The sequence below is a fragment of the Actinoplanes lobatus genome, assembly GCF_014205215.1.
Lineage (GTDB): Bacteria > Actinomycetota > Actinomycetes > Mycobacteriales > Micromonosporaceae > Actinoplanes > Actinoplanes lobatus.
In genome coordinates this window covers 7,473,093-7,496,189 of the sequence record NZ_JACHNC010000001.1, presented here as the reverse complement: position 1 = coordinate 7,496,189, position 23,097 = coordinate 7,473,093, and the positions used below count along the sequence as shown (strand labels likewise).

Sequence of the window (23,097 nt, the reverse complement as noted above, 5' to 3'; positions counted from 1 at the left end):
ATCTTACTTAGGCTGCCGGGACCTCTGGTGGCAGGCGCGGCGGGCGGCCAGGGCCGACCACGGCGAGGCGTTGCCGATCATCGCCGGGACCGTCATCCGGCTCACCGTCGACCACCTGCCCAACAGCGGCGAGCCGAAGCCGGTCTGGTTGTGGTGGTCCAAGGTCGATAGCCGGTCGACGAATCGTCAACGCAGCCAGGACCCCGACGCTCGTGAGGTCAGATGACCTTGGAGCTTTGGCGGACCACGAGGCGGCCGGTCACGGTTTGGCGGATGCCGGGGCGGTCGGGCCGGCCGGCGACGGTCAGGGCCAGGCGGATGGAGCGTTCGCCGATCTCGGCGAACGGCAGGGACACCGTGGTCAGGCGTGGGGTCACGTCCGCGGCCAGGGGGATGTCGTCGAAGCCGGTCACCGACAGGCGGCCCGGGACGTCGACGCCGGCGGCACGGCACGCTGACAGGGCGCCCACCGCGATCATGTCGTTGACCGCCATCAGCGCGTCGAACTCACCGGGGCTCTCATCGAGGAGCCGGGATGCCGCCGCGTAGCCGCCGGCCCGGCTGACCGGGCAGTCGATCACCCGGATGTCGCGCACGTCGACGCCGCCGCCGAGCAGGCCCTCGAGGAAGCCGGTGGTGCGGGCCGCCGCGAAGGTGCGCTCGCGGGTGCCGGCCAGGATCGCGATCCGACGGTGACCGGTGGCGGCCAGGTGCGCGCCCATCAACCGGGCCGAGCCGCGGTCGTCGACGCCGATCGCGTCGAACGGGGCATCCATGTCGCCGTAGATCACCACCCGGCCGCCGCGCCGCTCGTAGGAGTGCAGTTCCTCGGCAAGCCGGGCCCCGTACGCCGTGGTCGCCGCCCAACTGGACGTGATCACAAGCGCGCGGGGCCGGAACGCGCACACCGTCCGCACCGTCTCCAGCTGCCGCCGCGGGTCGCCGCCGGCCGCCGACACCGTGACGAACGCGTCGACGGTCCGCGCCTGCCGTTCCATGGCGGCCACCACCTGCGCGATCGACGGCGTGGTCAGGTCGTCGGCGACCAGCGCGATCGAGTCGCTCTTGCGGCGCATGGCCCGAGCCGCCACGTCGGCGGTGTAACGCAGTTCGGAGGCTGCTTCGAGGACCTTGCGGGCATTAGCCGCAGACACGGTACGGGCGCTGCCGCCCAGCACTCGCGAGGCGGTCGCCACCGACACGCCGGCGGCCGCCGCCACCTCACGCAGGGTGACGGTCAGCCTCGCTGGATGCGGCATCAGACTCCCCCCGGTGGTGCAGGGGCTCATCGTACTGTCACCGCACGGTGACGATCTTTAGCCACGTCGCCGTGGTCTCGTTGGGCTGGGGCCAGCTGCCGTGGCAGCGCGGAGGTTGCGCTCGCGGTGTTGAGGAACAGTGCAGGTGAGCACCCCCACACGGGTACTCACCTGCACTGTTGGTGGACGGCAGTTAGTTGGCCTCGCGCCACTTCTGATCCGCACCGGTTGCCCTGCAGTCCCAGAGGATCACGCGGTCGTTGTGCTCGATCAGTCCGTCGCCTGCACCCGCAACCGCCAGACACATCGGAAGGGCGCTGGTGATACCGAGGTTGCGGAACTTGTAGACTCCGCTACCTGCATTCTCCCTCTTCCACCGCTGGAAGGGGTTGTCCGGCTGGAACCACCACTGAATGACCTCTGCGCCGTTTGAATACTTGTTGTCCTTGATGGACAGCCCGTATTGCTGCGAGGTACCAGCGCTCTGGAAGACGAACACGCTCTCGCCGAGATCCACCATGCGCCACAGCTGGTCGCCGACCAGATCGCTGCCGTCGGGTCGCTGGTCCCACTGAGACACCACCGCACGCTCGCCGACCGGGGCCGGCGCAGTGCCCGCGATATCCAGCAGCAGCGTCGCAGTACCGCTGTTCTTCTCGTTAATCCAGGCGACCCAGCTGTCCACCGGGTTGGCATGTGCGGCGACCGGCGAGACAACCACCGCCAGCACCCCGACTACAGCCGCCGCGACGGCCCGTGGTACGCGCCCAAGTTTCATATAGACTCCAGTTGATCATCAGTGGGGACGAGAAGTTATCACGCGCGACTTCTTTGGACACAGCAGACCCACAGGTTCAGGGACGGCCTGCCGCCACCGGCTCCGGTCGGGGTTGGCATCACAATGGACATGTCCCTCGGAAATGCCCGGTGAGAGTCGTGACGCCTCGTGGCGGAAAACGTATTCCCTTGCCTGTGGGCGTCAAGCACCTGGCACAATCACGCGGGTGGAACCCGAGCACATCACGCTGCGCGACGTGGCCCGCGACGCCGGCGTCTCGTACGCCACCGCGTCCCGGGCACTCAACGGCAGCGACCGAACCGTCCGCAAGGAGAACGCCGACCGCGTCCGCGCCGCCGCCGACCGCCTCGGCTACACCCCCGACCTGTCCGCCCAGGCCATCGCCCGCGGCTCGAGCAGCACGGTCGCCCTGGTCGTCAACGACATCGACGACCCGTACTTCTCCTCGATCGCCGCCGGCGTCACCGAAGCCGCCCAGGAAGCAGGCCTGATCGTCACGATGGCGATCGCCGACCGCTCCCCCGGCCTGGAACTCCAGATCGTCCGCACGCTACGCGGCCACCGCCCCCGCGCCGTGATCATCGCGGGCACCCGCACCGCCGGGTCCGACACCCACGCCGCCCTGACCGACGAACTGTCCGCCTACCACGAGTCCGGCGGCCGCATCGCCCTGATCAGCCAGCCCGAACTCCCGTTCACCACCCTGTCCATCGACAACTACGGCGGCGCCCGCCGCCTCGCGGTGGCCCTGGCCGGCGCGGGTTACCGCCGTTTCGCGATCGTCCACGCCGGCGACGACATCCGCACCTCCGCCGACCGCCGCCAGGGTTTCACCGACGGCCTGCACGCGTCCGGCCTGACCCTGGACGCCGCCGACCAGATCGTCACCGACTTCACCCGCGCCGGCGGAAACCAGGCGGCCGCCACGATCGCGTCACGCCGCCCCGAGGCGGTCTTCGCCGTCAACGACGTGATGGCCATCGGCCTGATGAGCGGCCTCCGCGACGCCGGCCTGACCCCGGGCACCGACATCGCGGTGGCCGGTTTCGACGACATCGCCGCCGCCGTCGACGTCCTGCCATCCCTCACCACGGTCCGCGTCCCCCTATACGACCTGGGCCGCCAGGCGCTGGAGGTGGCACTCTCCGGGGCCGCCCCCGCCCGCATCGACATCCTGGTCGAGGTCGTCCTCCGCGAAAGCACCCCAAAAACCTGACTTTCCGGTACGCGAAACGTCGTCCCGTCATTACCAGGGCAGTTCCGCCCCGCCACGCGAGGCAGGCGGCCACTCCCGCCTGTGCCGCGCCCACCGGGCGGAGATCGGCGGTCCCGCAAGCAGGTCCCGCTGATCAGTGGCCACGGTTCAACCGGCTCGTTCGCGCACCTCGGTTGCCTCCTCGGAGCGGCCGAGACCGTCGAGCACGTCCGCGAGGATCAGGTGGGCCCAGCGCAGTTCGCCGGCGAACCGGTCCGGTGCGAGGGACTCGTAGATACGAATCGCTTCGGTGATCGACTCGAACGCCCGGGAGAGTCCTCCGGTCACGTGCGCGCACACCCGTGCGTGCACCGACAGCGAGCCCGCGAGGTCGGACACGGCGTACGGGTCGTCGCCGGCCAGCCGCCGGTAGACGGCGACGGCCTCCTCTGCCGGAGGTAACGCCTGCTCGTAGCGGTCGAGCTGGGACAGGCAGGCGCCGAGGTTGTTCAACGACATGGCGAGGTGGGGCAGGTAGGTCTGTTGATCCATCTCGGCCAGCCCGCGAAAGACGGCCACCGCTTCCGAGATGTGGGTGAGGCCTTCCGCGCACCGGCCGAGCTCCGACAGGCAGGCGCCGAGCAGGCTCGATGCCTCCGCGAGGCCGGACAGGTGGACATCCGGGTTCTCCTCGGCCAACCGCCGAAAGACGGCTACCGCCTCCTCGGCCGGGACCAGCCCGTGGTCACACCGGCCCAGTTCGGACAGGAAGAGGCCGAGGTTCCTCAGCGTCACCGCGAGGCCGGGCAGCCAGGCGTCCGGATCGGCCTCGGCCAGCCACCGGTAGAGGTCCAGGGCCTCCAGTTTCGCGGCCAGTGCCTCCTGGTCGCGGTCCATCCCCGACAGCGCGACGCTGAGGTTGATCAACGACATGGCGAGCCCGGCCAGGTGAGCGTCCGGATTCTTCTCGGCCAGCCGCCAGCAGATGGCCACCGCCTCCTCGGCCGCGGCCAGACCCTGATCCCGCCGGCCCAGCTCCGACAGGCCGAGGCCGAGATTGGTCAGCGAACCGGCGAGATCAGGCAGGTGAGCGTCCGGATTCTTCTCGGCCAGCCGCCTTCGGACGGCGACCGCTTCCTCGGTCGCGAGCAGTCCCTGTTCCCGCCGGCCCAGCCTCAGGAGGAAGGCGCCGAGGTTACTCAAGGCTATGGCGAGACCGGGCAGGTGGGCATCCGGGTTGGACTCGGCCAGTCGCCGGCTGATCGCCACCGCCTCCTCCGCCATGGTCAGACCCTGTTCCCGCCGGCCCAGCTCGAACAGCCGGGGGCCGAAGTTGGTCAACGACATCGCGAGACCGGACAGGTGGACGTCCGGGTTCTCCTCGGCCAGCCGCCGGTAGATCTCCTCGGCCTCCTCGGCCGCCGACAGGCCCTGCTCCCAGCGGCCCCGCGCCGACAGACGGGACCCGAGGTTGCTCAGCGAGGTGGCGAGGTCGGGAAGGTAGGCATCCGGGTTCTCCCCGGCCAGCCGCCGGTAGAGGGCGGTGGCCTCCTCGGTCACTGTCAGAGCCTCATCCGAGCGCCCCAGATCCGACAGCACCGTACCGAGATTGGTCAGCGACATGGCCAGGTCGGGTAGCCGGCCCTGCGGGTTGTGCGCGGCCGACCGCCGGCCGAGGACGGCGGCTTCCTCCGCCACGGTCAAGGACTCGTCGAGGCGGCCCAGACGTGCCAGCACGGTGCCGAGGCCGCTCAGCGAGCCGGCGAGACTGGACAGATGGGTTTCCGGGTCGGCTGCCGCCAGCCGCCGGTAGATGGCCGTGGCCTCCCCCGCCGGGTCGAGGGCCTGCTCCCAGCGGCCCAGTTCCGACAGGCAGGCGCCCAGGTTGTGCGCGCTGACGGCGAGCAGTGGCAGGTAGAGGCCGGGGTCGTCGTCCTCCGCCAACCGCCGGTAGATGTCCGCGGCCTCCCCGCTCACGGTCAGGCTCTGTTCCCATCTCCCCAGCTCCGGTAGCACGGCGCCGAAGTTGGTCAGCGAGAGTGCGAGGAAGGGCAGATAGGTGTTCGCGTCGTCGGCGACCAACCGGCGACAGATGGTCACGGCTTCTTCCGCGGCGACCAGGGCCTGATCATTCTGTCCGATGTTCATCAGCCGGTAGGCGTGGCCGAAGTGCAGCTGGGACTGTTCGAAGGGGTCGGTGGTCCGCGCCAGCCGGTGCGGGGTGAGGCGGCTGCTGATCGCTGCGGCGGCGATGTCGAGGTCGATGTGCGGTTCGCCGGGCAGCAGGGGTTCCAGGGCCTCCAGGGCGGTGAGATCGACGTCGGCGATGCCGGCCAGCCGGATCAGGGTGGCTCCGCCCGCGGCGACGGCCAGTTCCGGATGCTCCCGGACGAGAGGGAACAGCAGGTCGGCGGCGATGTGCGGCCACCGGTGCGCGGTCTCCACCAGCACGGTGACCACGGTCGCGGTCCACTCCGGCGGTGCTTCGCCGCCGAGCAGCGCGGTGATCGCCTCGGGAGTCCAGTCGCGTTGCAGACTCGTGGCGGCACCGTGGCCGGGTGTGGACAGGGCGATGAGGTCCTCGCCGAGGCGGTCGGGGTGCAGCGGTTCGAAGACGGTTCGGGTGTCGGCGGGTGGATAGCAGGTGAGGTGGTCGTCGATGATCCGGTCGGCGCCCGTACGAGTCTCGGCGAACCCGGCCTGGAGCAGCGATGTGCGGGCCGTTGCCCGCGGTCTGGCGCCCGTCAGGGTGGCGACGACCACCGCCCGGTGCATCGTCTCGGGCGGACTCTGCACCGGTGCCTCGGCACGGGTGTGCAGCCGGTGCCAGTAGTCCTGTTCCCGGTTCAGCAGATAGGCCGACACCGCGTGCGGCTGTGTCGGCGCGGGCTGACCGTGCCGGGACGCGTCCACGGCGGCCAGCGCCGCCATGTGCACGGCCAGCACCTGCCCGAACCCGTTCCCGGACATCGAAGGGACCGGCCAGTCCCCGGAGCGCTCCACGCCGAGGGCGGCAGCGAACCGGGCCGCCGCCGTCCGGAACAGGGCCGGCCGGTCGTCGGCGCTGTCGGCGGCCAGCGGCGGCAACGCCATCTGGGTAGTCTCGATGTGCAGGTCGCCGTCGGCGCGGTTGGCCAGCGCCGGCCACCAGTAGCCGTCCGACCGTCCCAGCAGGAGCACCCGGATCCGGATCCCGGCCTGTGCCTGCAAGCCGCGTAGCTGGGTGAGCAGGGCCAGCAGCGCCGAGGCCGGCCACCGGTCGGCGTAGTCGACCACGGCCAGCACCGCGCTGCCGGGCACCGGCACCCGGGACGCGGTCGTGGAGGTGTGGGTCACCTGCCACACCGTCCAGCCGGCTGCCGTGTACCGGGCGGACAGTTCGTCGGCGAGGCGGGTCTTGCCCTGTCCGCCGGCCCCGTGCACCAGTTGGACGGCCACCGGGTCGTCGTTGCCCATCCATCCGGTCAGCGTCGCCAGGGCGCGGTCGCGTCCGGTGAACGGCACCACCTGGTGCCGGGCCAGCAGCAGACGGCTCGGCTGGGCGCGGGCCTGCTCGACGGTCAGCGGTCGCAGCGCGGTGGGCATGACCGCGACCCGGTACGGCGGCTTGACCGTGCTGACGGTGACGGCCCCACGGACGTCGGTGATCTGTACGACGTCACCGAAGACCACGCTGCCTTCGACCCGTTGACCGCCCACTGCCCACCCCGTGCCGCTCCGAGAAACGATGCCCTACCCCTGACTGACGGACGCCGCTTCCCGGTTGGCGGTGGTACCGCGGTACCAGTGGCAACCCGCAAGTGCCGCCCGCGGTACCACGACCGGCCACCGAACTCTCCATAGCGTGGGTGTTGGCAGGTCAGCGTGGAGAGAGGCACCGCAGTGATAGAGGTACGCGACATCATCAAGCGGTACGGTATGAAAACCGCCGTCGACGGCTTGAGTTTCACCGCCCAGCCGGGCCAGGTCACCGGTTTCCTCGGCCCGAACGGCGCCGGCAAGTCCACCACGATGCGGATGATTGTCGGCCTCGACCGCCCCACCGCCGGAGAGGCACTGGTCAACGGTCGCCGTTACGCCGGGCACGCGGCCCCGCTCCAGGAGATGGGCGTGCTTCTGGAAGCCAGAGCCGTGCACCCTGGCCGGACCGCGGTCAGTCACCTGCTCGCCCTGGCCCGCACCCACGGTATCCCGCGCCGCCGCGTCGACGAGGTGATCGACCTGGCCGGCCTCGGTAAGGTGGCGGGCAAACGGGTCGGCGGCTTCTCTCTCGGCATGGGTCAGCGTCTCGGCATCGCCGCCGCACTGCTCGGCGACCCCAAAGTGATCATGCTGGACGAGCCGGTCAACGGCCTCGACCCGGAAGGGGTGCTGTGGGTGCGCCACCTTCTGGCCGGACTGGCGGCCGAGGGCCGTACCGTGATGTTGTCGTCGCATCTGATGAGTGAGACCTCGCTGATCGCCGACCATCTGGTGATCGTCGGCCGTGGCCGGCTCCTGGCGGACACCACCGTCGCCGACCTGATCGCGCAGACCGCCGGGGGCGGCGTCAAGGTCGGCACCACACAGGCTGGCGTGCTACGCGAACTGCTGTCCCGGCCGGGCGTCACGGTCACCTCCGTCGCCACCGAGGAACTGCTGGTCAACGGCATGGGCGCCGGTGAGGTCGGGCAGATCGCCGCCGAACACCGGATCGCGTTGCACGAACTCACCCAGCACCGGGTCTCGCTCGAGGAGGCCTTCATGGACCTGACCCGCGACGCCGTCGAGTACACCGCCGGCCGCACTCTGCAGGAGGCGACCCGATGACCAGCCCCACCTACCGGCTCACCGCCCGCGGCGTCCTGCACGGCGAATGGACCAAGTTCTGGTCCCTGCGCTCCTCCTGGATCACCCTCGCCGTCTCGGTGCTGCTGCTCGTCGCGGTCGGCATGATCGTGGCCGGCACGTTCGAGCCGAACGACGACCGTGGCCCCGGCGGCGAAGCCACCGACCCGGTCGGCCTGGCTCTGAGCGGCGCCACCTTCGCCGCCCTGGCGGTCGGTGTCCTCGGCGTGCTGCTGGCCGCGGGCGAGTACAGCACCGGCATGATCCGATCGACCCTGGCAGCGGTGCCGACCCGACTGCCGGTTCTGTGGTCCAAGGCGGCGATCGCCGGTGGGATCGCGGCCATCGCAACGGCCGCCGGCGCACTGGTGTCGTTCCTGGTGGGCGCACCACTGGTGCCGGACGTGATGACCGCGCTCGGGCTCGGCGACGACGGCGTGTTGCGCGCCCTGCTCAGCGCCGGCCTCTACCTGGGGCTGGTCGCGGTCATCGGCGTCGGACTGGGCGCCCTGGTCCGTTCCAGCGCGGGCGGCATCACGATCCTCGCCGGAGTCCTGCTGATCCTGCCGGGTCTGACCATGCTGCTGCCCGCAACGTGGGCCGCGAACATCAACCCCTACCTGCCCAGCAACGCCGGCGACACGATCATGTCGCTGACCTCGTCCGGCGCCGCCCTCAGCCGGCCGGCCAGCCTGGCCGTCCTCGCCGGTTACGCCGCGATCACCCTCGGGGCCGCGGCGTACCGGCTGGCGAAATCCGACGCCTGATCCCCGCGGCATCGAGAATCACAAGATGAACAGCCCGGCCACACCACGCGAGCCGGACCCGTTCCTGCATCATCCGGTCGGCCGCTGGATGCTCGGCAGGCGGGACCGGTTCCGCAACCTGGACCAGCGCCACCCATGGTTGCGGGACACGGTGGTGGCCGGGCTGCTCCTGCTGTTCAGCCTGCCGCAGGCGCTCGGCGAGGACCGGGAGCATGACCCGACGCCCGAGCCGGCTCAGCCGGTGGCGTTGATCCTGGCGGCGACTGCCCTGCTGCTGGCCCCGCTGTGGTGGCGCCGCCGCGCTCCGATGGCCGGCTTCCTCGCGGTCGCCGTGATCCTGCTCGCCGAATGGTCGATGAACGTCTGGATCAGCACCGGCATGGTCGTGCTCGTGATGCTCTACGGGGTCGCCGCGCGCTGCTCGATGCGGATGCTCGCTCTCGCGGCCGGGATCACCGCGACCGAGTTCGTCTTCGCGGTCTACGTCCTTCAGCCGGTACCGGATCACCGGCTGGCCACCGTCGTGCTGCTGCTCGGCACCTGCTCGGCCGGTGTCGCCGCCGGTCTGGCGATGCGCACCTTCCGCGCCTACCAGGGCGCCCAGACCGAGCGGGTCACCTGGCTGGAGACCCAGCGCGACCAGCAGGCACAACTCGCGGTGGCGGCCGAGCGGGCACGGGTGGCCCGGGAGATGCACGACATCGTCGGCCATCACGTCTCCATCATGATCGGCCTGGCCGACGGCGGTGCCGCCCTCGCCACCAACCGCCAGGAGAAGGCCGCCGAACCGCTACGGTTGATCGGCGAGACCGGCCGTCAGGCCCTCGACGATCTGCGCCGGATGCTCGGCGTGCTCCACGATGACACCCACGACCCGGAACTCACGCCGCAACCCGGCCTCGCCGACATCGACCGTCTCCTCACCGGCGTCCGCGCGGCCGGGCTCGCCGTCACCTACCGCACCACCGGCGATCTGCACCACCTCGGCCAAGGCCTGCAACTCGCGGTCTACCGCATCGTCCAGGAAGCCTTGACCAACACCCTCAAACATGCCGGCCGGGACGTGTCCGCGCAGGTCACGGTCACATCAGAGGAAAACCTGGTGAGGGTACGGGTGACCGACAGCGGTTCGCCCGGCCGGCACCACGGCCCCCGTTCGCCGGATGGTCACGGCATTGTCGGCATCCGCGAACGCGCGAGCCTCTACGGCGGCACCGTCACCGCCGGCCCTCATCGTGGCGGCTGGGCCGTCGACGTCACTCTCACCGCGACAGGACCACACCCATGATCACCGTGCTGATCGCCGACGACCAGCCGTTGCAGCGCCTCGGCTTCCGGATGCTGCTCGACAGCACCGCCGAAACGGAGGTGCTCGGTGAGGCCGGCAACGGCGCCGACGCCGTACGCCAGGCCGAACAGTTACGCCCCGACGTGGTGCTCATGGACATCCGGATGCCCGGCATGGACGGCATCGAGGCCACCCGCCGGATCACCGCGGCCGGGGACCGTACCCGCGTGTTGATCCTGACCACCTTCGGCCTCGACGAATACGTCTATGCCGGCCTGCGCGCCGGCGCCTCGGGTTTCCTGCTCAAGGACACCCGGCCGGAGGAGTTGATCGCCGGCATCCGGGCCGTCGCCACCGGCGACGCGGTCGTGGCGCCCAGCCTGACCCGGCGGCTGATGGACGCCTACACCGAGAAACGCTCGCCCGTCGCGCAGCCGGCGGCCGACCCGCGCCTCGCCGGCCTGAGTGAACGCGAACACGAGGTGCTGGTCGCTGTCGGGCAGGGCTGGACCAACACCGAGATCGCCGAACACTTCACCCTGACCGAGTCCACCGTGAAGAAACACGTCGGCCGGGTCCTGGCCAAGATCGGCGCCCGCGACCGGGTCCAGGCCGTGATCATCGCCTACGAATCCGGCCTGGTCCGCTCCCACCGGTGAGCGCGGCGGGGGTCCTTCAGGGCCGGGAGGAAGCCCGGTACGGCCCGGTGGGTTCGTGTCAGGCATGGGTTGATGGTCCTTCGGGTTGGCGGGTGTAGGCCCAGCCGTCGGCGCGTTGCAGGAGCCGGATGTGGCGGTGGTGGATTCCTTGGATCAGTCCGGTTGTGGTGCGGATGTTGAAGCTGCCGGTGGTGCGTACGGCGACCCGGCCGGTGTGTGTGCCGCGTTTGGCGCCGGTGGGGACGACGGCGTGGACGAGGTCGCCGGTGGCGAAGCCGTGCACCTGTTTCGTTCTCGGTAGGTGTAGGCGGGGGAAGCCGTACCTGTTGCTGCGGGTGCGGGCGTAGCTGCCCCGGCCCGTCGACGTCGCGACCAGCGTCGTGTTCGGCCACCGGGTGACGGCGTCGAGGGCGCCGACGTGCAGCGCGTCGAGGGTGTGGGTTTTCGGTGCGCCGGTGCGGTGCCGGTTCCATTTCGTGCGGCCGCCGGTAGCAACCTGCACTGGCAGGCCGGTGCAGGTCAGGGCCCGCCACAACGCCCACCGGGTCGAACTCGCCGCGGCCGCGTCGCGCAGCGGTGTCTTCGCCTGGCGCAGGATCCGGGCGAGCACGACCGGCCGACCGGTCAGGAACACCTCTACAAGTGTGGAGCCTTTCGCCTGGTTGCACGGGACGCACGCCAGGGTGAGGTTCACCATCCTGTCGGAGCCACCGCGCGCCTTCGGGCGGATGTGGTCGATGTTGAGCGGTATCCCCGTAGCGCCGCAGTACGCGCACCGGCGTTTCCACTTCTCGAGCAGGTACTCGCGGACCTCGTACCCGGCGAGTTCCCCAGCCTGATACTGCACACCCGCAATGGCCGGGTTCTGCAGCAGTTGGGTGTCGAACGCGACCCTCTCGACGTGCAGCCGGGTGATCGGCGCCCACCGGCGTAGCCGCTCCACCCACGACATGGTGGTTTCGACCCGGTGCCGCAGCGACGGGGCGAGCCAGCCTTTGGGCCGGGCGCGGTTGCTGAACCGTGGCTGCCGGTGGCGCAGGTTTCGTGACCGGCGGCCGCGGCGCCGTGCGGCCCGGGCGGTGAGTTTGTCGCGGATCAATCCGCCCCGGTGCCGGACCTCGATGCAGAGCAGCCCGGTACGGGCGCCGGCCCGTGTGGTGAACACGGCGACGCCGGTCGCCTTCGACCCCGGGTCCACACCGACCTCCACCCCCAAAATCTCGGACTCTTGCGCGGTGCGGTCTTTGAGCCGGATGACGAACGGGGTGTGCCGGTGTACGACGGCGCGGCCGGCGGTGAGCAGTTTGCGGGCGCGGGCGGGTGTGCATGGTTGTAGTGGCCGGGCGTGTTTGTCGAGGACGAGCACGACCGGATGGTGGGTTGGTGGGGTCTTACGGCCCCGGTCTCCGGACGGTTGCCCGTTCGGGTGACGCCACTGGCCCGGAATCGGGGCAGTGGTCTCCCCTCGCCCATGTTGCACACCAGGTACCGCAACAGTGTCGCGGTGTCCGTGTCCCGTTTCGTGCGCTCTCGTCGGCTTGTCTGCTGACACGGATTCCAGAGTCCGGCGCTGAGGAAGCACACCGGAGTGGGTCGACTGTCTCATGTGCAACGTAGTCACCTCCTTCAAGGCGTCTCGGGCTGGTCAGCCGTCCCCTCCACACCGAACTCACTGACGCGAGCACGGTCCTTCAGGGCCGAGAAGCTGACGAGATCTACCTCAGCGACGACCGCACGGTCGACCCCGGCAAACTCCGCACCATCCTCCGGCAACCGGTCGAGGCCTGCGAGTAGGAGACACACGGATCTCAGCCGCACTGTGGTGGCGCGATCGGTACGCCGACGGTAACCAGGTTCTGGTTGAGTTCGGCGGCGGAGGCGACTCGGTCGCAGTTCGGCCCAGGGCCAGGTCGATGGCCGTCCACCACGAGTCCGGCGGCCAGATCGCCCTGATCAGCCAGCCCGAACTTCCGTTCACCACCCTGGCCGTCGACGGCTACGGCGGCGCCCGCCGACTCGCGACAGCCCTGGCCCTGCGTCACCGACGGACATCAGTCCGGCCGCTGCTGGTCACCGACTGGTCGAGGATCGCCTCGCAAGGACAGGTGGAGGCGGCCTGCCGCATGACCGGAAAGACGCGAACGGTCAGCAGGGCCGTCAGGAGCAGGCCCACCGCCATGCCAGCGAGTGAGGCGGCGATCGGCTGCCCGGTCCGCTGCCGTCGCCAACTCACCACGAGTACGGCCACGGTGGCGAGCAGGGCGATCAGGAAGGCGGCAGCCAGCCGGCGGCGAGGGAGTCCCCGGGATCGGCGCCACCGGTCAGGATGCCGATCCACAGGAAGGCGACGAGCGCCGCCAGGTATCCGTACAGCCCGGTGATAAATCGCGTGACCGCCATGTCGATCACTCTAGGAGCCGATGGCACGGATGTTTAACCGCACTGTGGTGGCGCGGTCGGCACGCCGGCGGTGACCAGGTTCTGGTTGAGTTCGGTGGCGGTGGCGAGACGGTCGAAGTCCGGCCCTGGGGCCAGGTCGATGGCCGGATCGGAGCGGCCCGGATCGAACCGCATCGTGACCTCGCCGTGCACGGCCGCCCGCAGCAACATCGCCCTGCCGACGGACTCGGGCCCGTAGGTCAGGGTGGTCGCGGCCTCGGATGCGACCGCCCCGTCAAGCACCGTGAAACCCCGCTCGCGCAGCTCCGAAGCGATCCCGGCGTCGGACGCCCGGACCTGGACGTCGGAAGGGCTGTCCGGGAGCATGAGCTCGCAGGTGAACGGGGCGGGCCCCGCGGGCTCTATCGAGATCTCGTCCTGCCACGGCCCCGCGAACGCGACGCCCGCCGACACCGCCACCACGGCAGCGGCCGCCGACGCCGTCGCGGCCAGCTGACGGCGGCCCCGGGCGCGGCCGCGCGCGCGGACCTCGGCGGCCGGTTTCATCTCGAGGTCGCGTACGTCGTCGGCCAGTTCCCGCAGGCGCTCAGGCACCGGATGTGACATCACTGTTCTCCTTCTCGTCGAGTAGTCCGCTGAGTGCCGTCCGGGCCCGGGAGAGCCGCACCTTGATCGTGCCCACCGGGACGCCGGTGCTCGCCGCGATCTCGTGGACCGGCATGTCCAGCAGGTAGTGCATGGCGATGGCCTGCCGCTGCGCCGCCGGCAGGCGCTGGAGCGCGCCGGTGACGGCCACCCGGTCCGGGGACGGGCCGCCGATGGCCTCGTCGGGGCGGCCCATCCTGGCGCGGGCGGCCAGCCGGCGCCGCAGGCCGCGCCAGCGGTTGGCCATCAGCCGCCAGGCGACCGAACGCACCCAGGCCTCGGGATCCTCGTACCGGGAGACCCGGGACCAGTGTTGCCAGGCGCGGGCGAAGGCTTCCTGGGCGAGGTCCTGGGCTTCGGCGCGGTCACCGCAGGCGGCATACAGGTAGAGCACGACGCGGCGGCCGGTCGCTATGTAGAAGGCGTCGAAGTCGGCGCTGTCCTTACCTGTCATGGTTCCCGCTTCCCGTCGGTGTTGCGCACACCAGAGAACACACCGCAGGCGCGCATCCGGTTACATGCGCGACGGAGAATTCTCGCCGTCCTGTGCGGTCGTGGTGTTGTGTTTCGCGATCAGGACGGGAAGTTCGTCCAGGGAGTCGATGCGGAACAGGCACCGCGCGGCCACGTCCGGCATGTCGAGGATGTGGCCCCAGGGGCTGCGCCGGATCAGGCACGCCCGCATGCCGGCGGCGATGGCCGGGGCGGCGTCGTTGTCGGGGCGGTCGCCGACGTACAGGATCGATGCGGGTTCCACCCCGGCGGCGTCGAGGACCCGGTCGAAGAAGGCCGGCGCCGGTTTCGTCACACCCCAGCCCTCGGAGGTGCCGATCACGTCGGCCGGCAGGTCGAGCGCCCTCAGCAACTGCTCGGCGTGGGCAGGCTGGTTGCCGGCGAGCCCGACGAGCAGCCCCTGCTCTTTGAGGGCGGCCAGGCAGGTTCGCGCGTCCGGGTAGAGATCCTGCTCGCCGAAGGTCTCCGGTTTCCCGGCGGCTGCCCGGAGCCGCCGCTCGGTGTCGATGTCGAAGCCGGGCCGGAAGGTCCGGAACGTCTCCCGGTAGTCGAGACCTCGGGCCAACACCGCCCCGAACACCGCGGACAGCGTGTGCCGCGGCACGCCGAGCCAGTCCGCCCAGGCGGCGAACTCCCGGGACTCGTCGAGGATGGTCCCACCGATGTCGAAGAAGACCGCTTTGATCACCGTCACCGGTCCAACCTAGGTGGGGTTCGAGAAGGAAACGGTGAAGGAGATCCTGCCCAGCCCGTACAAATCAGGCCTGAATTCCTGAGTGTATCGGCCAGTCAGTCCCGGGATGCCATGCTGGGAAGCGATGGTCTCCCGTGGGAGCCAGGCCGGCGGCGGGGCGTGCTCATCGCCAGCGCGCCAAGGCCGAAATTTGTCCTGCCGGGTTGGGGCGGGATACTCCCGAATCCCTAGCGGTGGCAGGCATCCACTCGGTTGGGGGCCGTGCATGGGTGTTTCGATACAGCGGGACCGCGTAGTGGCGCTTCGGAGCGGCTGGGGGGCCGCGTTGCTCACGACCGTAGCGGTGCTCGTCATCGTGGCGGTCGTGGCGGATTTCCTCACGCCACCCGACGTGGTGTTTCTCTGGCTGGTCCTGTTGGCGCCGGTGCTCGCGGCGATTCTGCTGCGCCCGTGGGCGGTGGCCGGCGTCGGGCTGGTTGCCGTGCTGCTGGTCGAGGTCATGTCCGTGCGCAGCGATTTACCCGGGACCACGAACCAGATAGTGCGCCTGGTGCTGGTCCTCGGGATGACCCTTCTCAGCGTAGGCTTCGCCCACCGGCTCGGAATGCTGGAGCGCCGGGCGCACCGGGGTGCCGAGCAGGAGTCGACCCTCGCCGCGATCGTGCGTACCTCCGAGGACGCCGTCATCACGACCGACGTCACCGGCGTCGTCACCACCTGGAACGATGGCGCGACGCGTCAGTACGGTTGGGAGGCCGGAGAGGCGATCGGGCGCCTCATCGCCATGGTGTTGACACCGGATCAGATCGTCGATCTGCCCGCCACCATGGCGGCACTGAGCGCGGGCAAGAGCATCGGCGTGGCCGAGGCCCGCCGGGTCCGCAAGGATGGGTCGATCATCGACGTATCGGTCAGCATGTGGCCGATACGCGACCGTCTCGGTCAGGTTGTCGCTGTCGCCCGCATCGAGCGGAACATCACCACCGTCAAGCGCGCCGAGGAGCGTCACCGGCAGATCATCGAACGCTCGGCTCTCGCTGAGCGGCTGGAATGCCTCGGCCAGCTTGCCGGAGGCGTCGCCCACGACTTCAACAACCTACTCGCGATCAACCTCAACTACATCGACTTCGTCCTGGAGGACACCCTCGACCCCGAAGCCCGTGACGACCTCGCCCGCGCCCGCGCCAGCGGCGAACGTGCCCGCGACCTCACCCAGCAGTTGCTGCTGTTCGCCCGCCAGGAGCCAGGCGACGCTGAGATCATCGACGTCGATTCGGTCATCGAAGACGCCCGCGCCCTGCTCGGCCGCACCATCGGCGATCATGTCGAGCTGATCACCCGTCCGTCGCGGCAGCCTCTCGCCATCCGCGCCGACTTGGGCCGAATGGAGCAGGTGCTGCTCAACCTGGTGATCAATGCCCGCGACGCGATGCCCGATGGAGGCACAGTCGTGATCGAGGCCAGCGCCGTTCGGCTTGACGACGATCCCGACCGCTTGCCGCCACTGCCCGCCGGACCCTACGTACAGTTGCAGGTCAGCGACACGGGTATGGGCATGAGCCCGGATGTAGCCGCCCGCATCTTCGAGCCGTTCTTCACGACCAAAGCCAAGGGAAAGGGCACCGGACTGGGCCTGGCTACGGTGTACGCCATCGTGACCGATGCGGGCGGTGACATCACCGTGTCGTCCGAGTTCAACGTCGGCACCACCTTCCGGATACGGCTACCGGCCGTCGCCGCCCGCGAGACACGGGAGGGCGAGGCTGTAGCCGGGAAGGTCGGGGGTGGCGAGGCGGACAGGACCGCGCAGGGTAGCGGCCGGGGGCGCGTTCTTGTCGCGGAGGACGATGCCGAGGTCCGGAAGATCGTCGTGCGCATCCTGGAGAGCGACGGCTATCAGGTCACCGAGGCCGAACACGGCCGAGCGGCGCTTGACCGTATCCACCGGCAGCCTTTCGACCTGCTTCTGACCGACATCGTCATGCCGGAGATGTCCGGATCCAGTCTGGCCGAGACGGTACGTCTGCATCACCCCGGCATCCGGATCCTGCTGATCTCGGGTTACAGCGAGGCGGCTGTTCGAGTCGAGCATCTGGTGGCCGACGGCATTCCGATGATCCGCAAGCCCTTCACCGCGGTGGAGTTGCTGAACGCCGTGCATCACTCTCTTGGCGTCACCACGAACCCGGCCACATCCTGAGGGACACGCCTGCCCGTTCGTGGATGGTGTAGTTGACAATCACGCGTGTGAGTCAGATTTTTGTCCGTCGTGTCCGGCTGCTGGCCTGCATGATCACTCCCGCCCTGGTGGCCGCGGTCGCGGACATTCGGGGCTGGCGGCTCTGGTTGCTGGTTCTCACGCTGGCGGTGACGCTGCTGGTGGTGGGGCTGCTGATTCCGGCCCGGACGTGGAAGCGGGAGGACAGGTACGACAAGGTTCCGATCGCGGGGATGGTGTTCGCGGCGCTCGTGTTGTTCGCGGCGATGAACTGGGGCGCCCGGCTGATCGTGCTGGGCGTGTTCGGTCACACCGGGACGGCGCACGTCAGCAGCGTCTCCATCAGTCTGGACACGGAGAACCGCGGCGGCCGGATCCTGCGGGAGAACTGCTACCGGCTGACCCGCCTGGACGGGTCGCCGCTGCCGGGCACGATCTGCCGGCGGGACAGATATCCCGGCAACGACGAGTTCGGGGTCGGTGACGACATCACGGTGCTGCTGGATCCGGCCGGCCTGGTCGCCCCGGAGGTGCCGGGCCGGGTGCGCTGGGCCTGGATCCCGGGCGGTCTCGCGCTGGCGTCGTTCGCCGGGCTGGTCTGGGCCGTGTGGCGCAACGCGGGCCGGCCGGTGCCGGAGCCGCCGTGGCAGCCCCGGTACGTCCGTCAGGAGGCGCGCCCCCGTAAGCGGCGGGTGCCGAAGGCGAGCCGCAAGCGCCCGCCTAAGCGGTGACCGCCACTTCGCCGATCGCCTGGTCCAGGATCGAAAGGCCGAGATCCAGTTCTTCGAATGTCGAGGTGAGGGCCGGGGCGATCCGGAACACGCCTCCCATTGCGGGGAGCTGGACCACGTTCATGTGCAGGCCGAGTTCCAGGCAGCGGCGGGTGACGGCGACGCCGAGTTCGTTGGCGGGCTGCTTGGTGGCGCGGTCCAGAACCAGTTCCAAACCGATGAGCAGACCCCTTCCCCGTACGTCGCCGATCACCGCATGTTTGCCGGCCAGTTCGGTCAGCCCCTTGCTCAGGTAGGCGCCGAGTTCAGCGGCCCGATGGTCGAGGCGCTCGGATTCGAGGACGTCGAGGACCGTGTTGCCGACGGCGGCGACGAGCGGGTCGGACACGTGGGTGGTGAAGAACAGGAAGCCCCGCTCGTGGGCGATCCGTTCGATCTCCTCGCTGGTGACGACGGCGGCCAGCGGCAGGCCGGCGCCGAGGGTCTTGGAGAGGGTGATGATGTCCGGTACGACGCCGTCGCGCTGGAAGGCGTACCAGTCTCCGGTGCGGCACAGCCCGGTCTGGGCCTCGTCGAGGATGAGCAGCCCACCGCGTTCGTGGCATTTGTCGCGCAGGGCGGCGAGGTAGCCGGGCGGCAGGTCGAGGACGCCGCCGGAGCTGAGGATCGGCTCGACCAGGCAGGCGGCCAGGCTGCCCACCGATTGGGCGTCGATCATCTCGAAGGCGTAGTCGAGTTGCCGCCGCCAGTCGAGTTGCCCGTCCGGGGTGGTGAAGTCGGGCCGGTACGCGTTCGGCGTGGGGATGGCGTAGTTGCCGGGCGCCGCCGGCCCGTACCCCTTGCGTCCTGAGCTGTAGGTGGCACTGGCCGCGGCTTGCGTCATGCCGTGCCATGACCGGGCGAAGGAGATGATCTCGTGGCCGCCGGTCACGAGTTTCGCCATCCGGATGGCGGCCTCGTTGGATTCGGCGCCGGTGGTGAGCAGCAGGACCTTGGTGAGCGGGTCGGGCAGTGATGCGGCGAGGCGGCGTGCGAGGTCGACGACGGGCCGGCTGAGCATGCCGCTGAACAGGTGGTCGAGGGTGGCGGCTTGGCGCTGGACGGTGGCGGTGACGGCCGGGTGGGAGTGTCCGAGGATGGCGCTCATCTGCCCGGAGGTGAAGTCGAGCAGTCGCCGGCCGTCGGCGGTGTGGACGAAGCTGCCCTCGGCGCGTTCGATGATCTCCGGGACGAAGCCTCCGGCGCCGGAGTAGCGGATGAGGTGACGCTCGGCGTCGGTCCAGAAGTCAGCCATGCCCTCGACGGTAGGAACCCTTCGAGCGTCACGTCCAGCTCACATTTTCGACGTTGCTGTTAAGTGGAGCCGTACAGTCCGGGGGTGACACTCAATCCCTGGCGGCTGCGGCTGCTGGCCGATCTGGCTACCTTCGGGACCGTGCGGGCGGTCGCGCAGCGGGGCAGTCTGAGCCCGTCGGCGGTGTCGCAGCAGTTGGCGACGTTGGAGCGGGAGACGCGTACGGCGTTGTTGGAGCGGACCGGCCGGCGGGTGCGGTTGACGGCGGCCGGCGTGCTGCTGGCCGGCCGGGCCCGGGAGATCCTGGCGGCGATGGACGCGGCCGAGGCCGAGTTGCGGGGTCTGGCGCAGGAGCCGGCCGGCACGGTGACGCTTGCCGCGTTCCAGAGTGCGGTGCACGCGCTGGCCGAACCGGCGGTGGAGCGGCTGGCGGCACGGCATCCGGACGTGACCGTGGTGCTGCTGGAACTGGAACCGCACGAGAGCATGCCGGCACTGCGCCGCGGCGACGTGGACGTGATCATCACGACGGCCGATTTCGCCGGTGCGGAGCTGGATCCGGCGATCGATCTGGTGCCGCTCGGCGCGGATGAGATCGTGCTGGTGCTGCCGGAGGATCATCCGTTGACCGGGTCGGAGGCGGTGGCGCTGGAGGCGTGCGCGGGTCAACGGTGGACGTTCGACGTGTCCGGTTCCTACATGTCGGAGCTGGCGACCCGGTTGTGCCGGGAGTCGGGTTTCGAGCCGTCGGTGATCTGCCGGTTCAACAACTACATGCTGGCGTTGCGGCATGTGGAGAAGGGCCGGTCGATCGCGTTGCTGCCGAGTCTGGCGGTCGATCCGCGGTACCGGGTGGCGACTCGTCCGCTGGTTCCGGCGGTGACCCGGCGGATCATCGCGGCGGTGCGCCGCCCGTCGACGCCGCGGCCCGAGGTGACGGCGGTGCTGTCGGCGTTGCGGTGATCAGCCGCGCGGGGTGGCGGCCTTCTTGATCTTCGACTTGAGGGCGCGCCGGGCCAGTGGTCCGAGTTCGTCGACCACCTCGACCAGGACGGCGAGCTGGTCGAGCGCGTCCAGCGCGCGGGAGGCGCCGTCGCGGTCGACGCCCTCGTAGAGTTCGATGCCGACGAACGCGGCGCCGACCGCGCGGGCCAGGCCGGGGATGTCGGCGACCTCGGCGACCGGCGAGCCGGCCAGCAGTCGTTGCAGCACGGCCTCGATCTCGCCGGTCCACATCCGCAGCGCGGCGGCGGTCGGCGCGGCCAGCCGCCTCTCCCCCGACTGGGCGGCCGCCAGCAACTGGGCGAGCACCGACACGTTGCCCATGGCCAGTTCCTCGTAGTGCAGGTCCCGGCCCACCTGGAGCAGTTCGCGCAGGGAGCCGACCGCCGCGAACCGTTCGGCGAACGCCTCCACCCGCTGCCGGGTCGCCTGTTCGCAGGCCGCGCCGAGCAGGTCGTCGACCGACCCGAAGTGGTAGAAGACGAGCGCCTGGTTGGCTCCGGCCGCGGCCGCGATGGTCCGCGCCGACACGCCGGTCACGCCGTGTTCGCGCAGGGCGGCGAGGGCGCCGTCGAGCAGTCGCTGCTTGGTGTCGCTCATGATCCTCCCGTCGCCTCCGCGCGGTCATTCTGCCGTAGCGGCGCGCCGCCGGCCGGGTGCGGGGGCGCGATCAGCGCGTCGGTGATCAGCTGGGCGAGTTGGTTCAGGCCGGGGAGCAGCAAAAACATGGAGATGTACGCGGGGAGCGCGCCGATGTGCTCCAAGGATCGGGCGACGGCCGCGACCCCGTCGGCGGTGTGCCCGTCGTCGGCCTCGTAGCGGGCGCGCCACAGTGTGCCGGGGTAGGTGGAGGCGGGCAGGATGGTCAGTCCGGCCGGGTGGCGTCGTCGCAGGGCGTCACGGATGGTGGTGCACGGTCCGCAGTCGTCGTCGAGCCACAGTCGTGCGGGGACCGGCTCGTAGGGTGTGCTCCGGGGCCGCCAGTCGCGTACCCGGTCGCGGTATTTTCGCCAGCTCCGCCCGTACCGGGAATGAAGGTCTTGTCTTTCGTGCGGCCCGGCGACGGCAGCGGCGAAGGCGGTGGTGCTGAGGGCGACCGCGGCCAGCGTGGCGCTGTGGGTCGCGGCAGCCAGCAGCAGTTGCAGCAGGATGGCGCTGACCTGCATCGGGTTGGCGAGGTAGGCGTAGACGCCGGTGGTGACCAGCCGTACCGGCGGGTCCCACGGGTAGGGGGTGCCGCCGCCGCGGAGGGCGAATTCGCGGGCCCCGGCGAGTGCGGGGAGCGCGGCCGCGAGCGCCGCCTGGCCGAGCAGGATGATCGCGGAGGTGGGCAGGTCGAGTAGCCGGTCCCAGCTGCCGTCACCCAGGGTGAAGGCGACGGTGGGGGTGAGCCACAGCAGCAGCACCGCGAACGTCGCGAATTGCAGCAGCACGCGTGGGATGAGGTGGCGGCGGTCGGCGGTCCAGCGGCCGAGCAGTTGGGCGGGCAGTGCCACCGCGATCAGGCCGAGCGTTTCGCCGAGCAGCCAGTGTGGGCCGAGGTGGATCAGTGGGGTGAGCCGTGGCATGGCGATCACGTCGAGCCAGAGCAGCAGGCCGAGCGCGACCGGCAGTGGCAGCCATCGGCGCAGCAGGACCGGGACCGGTCCCCAGAGGATCGCCCAGCCGAGCCACAGGTCGATGGGGAAGCCGCGGTAGGTGCCGTCGACGTCGGCGAAGCCGTGCCATCCGGCGGCCGTGGCGATCTCGTGCAGTACGGCGAGGCCGGTGGCGGCGGCGATGAACGCCAGGGACGCTCCGGCCCGTGCCTGCCTGTCGCGGGCGGCGGCGAGTAGCGCGAGCACCGGGATGAGCAGGCACAGGTAGCGGGCGGCGGTGACGGTCATCGTAGGGCCAGCATGTCCAGGAAGTGGTCGGCGCCGGCGTGCAGGAAGCCGTCCTGGAGCGGTCCGAAGTACCAGGAGGGGTCGAGGCCGCGCCGGTAGTCGATGCGCAGGGTGACCTCGGTGCCGGTGCCGGTGGGCTGCCAGCTGATGGTGGCGTCGCGCATCCGCACCCAGCGGCCGGTGATGGAGGTGTCCTCGATGACCGCGAAGGTGATCTCGTGGTCGGTGGCGGCGCGGACCTCGGTGACGATCTGGCCGCCGGGGCCGTGGGAGCTGCCGTGGTAGCCGAACATCCACCGGTCGCCGATGGTGAGTCCGGTGCCGTGCACGTGTCCGGGGGTGGGCACGCCGAGCAGGCGCAGCGGCAGCGAGCGGGTGGCGACCGGTTGCGGGCCGGCGGCGAGGCGGGCGGCGACGTCGGCGGGTGCGGCCGCGACGACCCGGCTGACCTGCACCGACTGGTCGGGGTCGACGCGCCATTCGGGGTTGACGCCCTCGACGCCGGCGAGCAGCAGCGGGATCGGGAGCAGGACGGGGATGATCTTGCCGCGGTTCTGGAACATCCGGCACAGGGCGGTGACGCCGTGTGCGATGCCGTAGACCAGCGGCGCGGCGAGCACGACGCAGATCGCGCCTTCGTGCAGCGCCACGGCCGCCAGCAACAGGCCGACGGTGGTGAGCCGGAACACCGTGCCGTGTGTGCTCCTGCCCGGTGTGAGCGTGAGCGCGGCGGCCAGGGCGGTCGGCAGCACGACGAACAGCAGGGCGCTGTCGGCCTTGCCGGCGTGGACGGTCAGCGAGAAGAACGTGACCCCGAACGCGATGACGATGCCGGTCAGCACGATGTTCGCTGACCTGATTCTCTCCACCTTCAGCCTCCCCCGTTGAGCGATCGCTCAACGGCACCTTAGCCCTTGTTT

General features: G+C 70.3%; 21 protein-coding genes and 1 pseudogene. 8 read left to right on the top strand and 14 right to left on the bottom strand.

From position 1 onward, the window contains the following. Window positions 1-218: 218 nt before the first annotated feature. Window positions 219-1,259 (bottom strand): LacI family DNA-binding transcriptional regulator, encoded by a 1,041-nt coding sequence (locus tag BJ964_RS34195; RefSeq protein WP_188124505.1) that lies wholly within the window; start codon window positions 1,257-1,259, stop codon window positions 219-221. A 193-nt stretch (window positions 1,260-1,452) separates the two neighbouring features. Continuing rightward, window positions 1,453-1,980 (bottom strand): RICIN domain-containing protein, encoded by a 528-nt coding sequence (locus BJ964_RS34190; RefSeq protein WP_188124504.1) that lies wholly within the window; start codon window positions 1,978-1,980, stop codon window positions 1,453-1,455. A gap of 283 nt (window positions 1,981-2,263) precedes the next feature. On the opposite strand from BJ964_RS34190, the gene BJ964_RS34185 reads away from it, so the two are divergent. Continuing rightward, window positions 2,264-3,274 carry a LacI family DNA-binding transcriptional regulator gene (locus BJ964_RS34185; RefSeq protein WP_203832746.1) on the top strand — a complete coding sequence of 337 codons (1,011 nt, stop codon included), beginning with the start codon at window positions 2,264-2,266 and terminating at the stop codon, window positions 3,272-3,274. 147 nt (window positions 3,275-3,421) lie between these two features. Here BJ964_RS34185 and BJ964_RS49290 read toward each other — a convergent pair whose 3' ends face one another. Further along, window positions 3,422-6,952: a tetratricopeptide repeat protein gene (locus BJ964_RS49290; RefSeq protein WP_229807316.1), complete on the bottom strand. Its 3,531-nt coding sequence runs from the start codon at window positions 6,950-6,952 to the stop codon at window positions 3,422-3,424. Between the two features lie 183 nt (window positions 6,953-7,135). On the opposite strand from BJ964_RS49290, the gene BJ964_RS34175 reads away from it, so the two are divergent. From BJ964_RS34175 to BJ964_RS34160, 4 genes are read left to right on the top strand one after another with little or no spacing between them, the layout of a single operon-like run. Continuing rightward, the gene (locus BJ964_RS34175; RefSeq protein ID WP_188124502.1) at window positions 7,136-8,062 is read left to right on the top strand and encodes an ABC transporter ATP-binding protein; all 927 of its coding nucleotides are present in this window, start codon (window positions 7,136-7,138) and stop codon (window positions 8,060-8,062) included. After that, a complete protein-coding gene (locus BJ964_RS34170; protein ID WP_188124501.1) occupies window positions 8,059-8,847 on the top strand; it encodes an ABC transporter permease in 789 nt (262 codons plus the stop codon). Before BJ964_RS34175 ends, BJ964_RS34170 begins: the two co-directional genes overlap by 4 nt. A 25-nt stretch (window positions 8,848-8,872) precedes the next feature. Next, window positions 8,873-10,135, top strand: a complete 1,263-nt coding sequence (locus BJ964_RS34165; protein WP_188124500.1) for a sensor histidine kinase — start codon at window positions 8,873-8,875, stop codon at window positions 10,133-10,135. After that, window positions 10,132-10,794 carry a response regulator gene (locus BJ964_RS34160; RefSeq protein ID WP_188124499.1) on the top strand — a complete coding sequence of 221 codons (663 nt, stop codon included), beginning with the start codon at window positions 10,132-10,134 and terminating at the stop codon, window positions 10,792-10,794. Before BJ964_RS34165 ends, BJ964_RS34160 begins: the two co-directional genes overlap by 4 nt. A gap of 58 nt (window positions 10,795-10,852) precedes the next feature. Here BJ964_RS34160 and iscB read toward each other — a convergent pair whose 3' ends face one another. The 7 genes from iscB to BJ964_RS34130 form a co-directional block, all read right to left on the bottom strand. Then, complete coding sequence (gene iscB / locus BJ964_RS34155) at window positions 10,853-12,160, bottom strand: RNA-guided endonuclease IscB (RefSeq protein ID WP_188124498.1); 1,308 nt, start codon at window positions 12,158-12,160, stop codon at window positions 10,853-10,855. Window positions 12,161-12,602: 442 nt separating this feature from the next. Beyond that, window positions 12,603-12,836: a hypothetical protein gene (locus tag BJ964_RS34150; protein WP_188124497.1), complete on the bottom strand. Its 234-nt coding sequence runs from the start codon at window positions 12,834-12,836 to the stop codon at window positions 12,603-12,605. After that, on the bottom strand, window positions 12,833-13,042 hold the full coding sequence (locus BJ964_RS34145) for a hypothetical protein (RefSeq protein WP_188124496.1): 210 nt from the start codon (window positions 13,040-13,042) through the stop codon (window positions 12,833-12,835). Before BJ964_RS34145 ends, BJ964_RS34150 begins: the two co-directional genes overlap by 4 nt. Window positions 13,043-13,059: 17 nt before the next feature. Further along, on the bottom strand, window positions 13,060-13,194 hold the full coding sequence (locus BJ964_RS48520) for a hypothetical protein (protein WP_262479396.1): 135 nt from the start codon (window positions 13,192-13,194) through the stop codon (window positions 13,060-13,062). Window positions 13,195-13,227: 33 nt separating this feature from the next. Further along, window positions 13,228-13,800 carry a LytR C-terminal domain-containing protein gene (locus BJ964_RS34140; protein ID WP_188124495.1) on the bottom strand — a complete coding sequence of 191 codons (573 nt, stop codon included), beginning with the start codon at window positions 13,798-13,800 and terminating at the stop codon, window positions 13,228-13,230. Next, a complete protein-coding gene (locus tag BJ964_RS34135; RefSeq protein ID WP_188124494.1) occupies window positions 13,781-14,293 on the bottom strand; it encodes a SigE family RNA polymerase sigma factor in 513 nt (170 codons plus the stop codon). The genes BJ964_RS34140 and BJ964_RS34135 overlap by 20 nt, the downstream gene beginning before the upstream one ends. A 60-nt stretch (window positions 14,294-14,353) precedes the next feature. Next, on the bottom strand, window positions 14,354-15,040 hold the full coding sequence (locus BJ964_RS34130; protein WP_188127329.1) for an HAD family hydrolase: 687 nt from the start codon (window positions 15,038-15,040) through the stop codon (window positions 14,354-14,356). 349 nt (window positions 15,041-15,389) lie between these two features. Here BJ964_RS34130 and BJ964_RS34125 point away from each other — a divergent pair, with 349 nt between their 5' ends. Continuing rightward, window positions 15,390-17,246, top strand: coding sequence for a response regulator (locus tag BJ964_RS34125; RefSeq protein ID WP_188124493.1), 1,857 nt, complete (start codon window positions 15,390-15,392; stop codon window positions 17,244-17,246). 47 nt (window positions 17,247-17,293) lie between these two features. Then, window positions 17,294-17,995: a hypothetical protein gene (locus BJ964_RS34120; RefSeq protein ID WP_188124492.1), complete on the top strand. Its 702-nt coding sequence runs from the start codon at window positions 17,294-17,296 to the stop codon at window positions 17,993-17,995. Here BJ964_RS34120 and BJ964_RS34115 read toward each other — a convergent pair. Next, window positions 17,985-19,289 (bottom strand): aspartate aminotransferase family protein, encoded by a 1,305-nt coding sequence (locus BJ964_RS34115; RefSeq protein ID WP_188124491.1) that lies wholly within the window; start codon window positions 19,287-19,289, stop codon window positions 17,985-17,987. The two genes, BJ964_RS34120 and BJ964_RS34115, sit on opposite strands and share 11 nt — an antisense overlap. An 84-nt stretch (window positions 19,290-19,373) precedes the next feature. Between BJ964_RS34115 and BJ964_RS34110 the strand changes: the two genes are divergently transcribed. Next, the gene (locus BJ964_RS34110) at window positions 19,374-20,252 is read left to right on the top strand and encodes a LysR family transcriptional regulator (protein ID WP_188124490.1); all 879 of its coding nucleotides are present in this window, start codon (window positions 19,374-19,376) and stop codon (window positions 20,250-20,252) included. On the opposite strand, the gene BJ964_RS34105 is transcribed toward BJ964_RS34110, so the two are convergent. From BJ964_RS34105 to BJ964_RS34095, 3 genes and pseudogenes are all read right to left on the bottom strand, one after another. Next, window positions 20,253-20,831 carry a TetR family transcriptional regulator gene (locus BJ964_RS34105; protein WP_229807315.1) on the bottom strand — a complete coding sequence of 193 codons (579 nt, stop codon included), beginning with the start codon at window positions 20,829-20,831 and terminating at the stop codon, window positions 20,253-20,255. It lies immediately after the preceding gene. Then, window positions 20,828-22,177 (bottom strand): annotated as a pseudogene (locus BJ964_RS34100) (methyltransferase family protein). The gene BJ964_RS34105 and the pseudogene BJ964_RS34100 overlap by 4 nt, the downstream one beginning before the upstream one ends. Further along, complete coding sequence (locus BJ964_RS34095) at window positions 22,174-23,046, bottom strand: SRPBCC family protein (protein WP_188124487.1); 873 nt, start codon at window positions 23,044-23,046, stop codon at window positions 22,174-22,176. The pseudogene BJ964_RS34100 and the gene BJ964_RS34095 overlap by 4 nt, the downstream one beginning before the upstream one ends. Between the last annotated feature and the right edge of the window lie 51 nt (window positions 23,047-23,097).

Coding starts and splice junctions, on each gene's coding strand:
- BJ964_RS34140 (WP_188124495.1), bottom strand. CDS start 13,800: ATGTCACATCCGGTGCCTGAGCGCCTGCGGGAACTGGCCGACGACGTA.
- BJ964_RS34170 (WP_188124501.1), top strand. CDS start 8,059: ATGACCAGCCCCACCTACCGGCTCACCGCCCGCGGCGTCCTGCACGGC.
- BJ964_RS34160 (WP_188124499.1), top strand. CDS start 10,132: ATGATCACCGTGCTGATCGCCGACGACCAGCCGTTGCAGCGCCTCGGC.
- BJ964_RS34165 (WP_188124500.1), top strand. CDS start 8,873: ATGAACAGCCCGGCCACACCACGCGAGCCGGACCCGTTCCTGCATCAT.
- BJ964_RS34115 (WP_188124491.1), bottom strand. CDS start 19,289: ATGGCTGACTTCTGGACCGACGCCGAGCGTCACCTCATCCGCTACTCC.
- BJ964_RS48520 (WP_262479396.1), bottom strand. CDS start 13,194: ATGGCGGTCACGCGATTTATCACCGGGCTGTACGGATACCTGGCGGCG.
- BJ964_RS34135 (WP_188124494.1), bottom strand. CDS start 14,293: ATGACAGGTAAGGACAGCGCCGACTTCGACGCCTTCTACATAGCGACC.
- BJ964_RS34195 (WP_188124505.1), bottom strand. CDS start 1,259: ATGCCGCATCCAGCGAGGCTGACCGTCACCCTGCGTGAGGTGGCGGCG.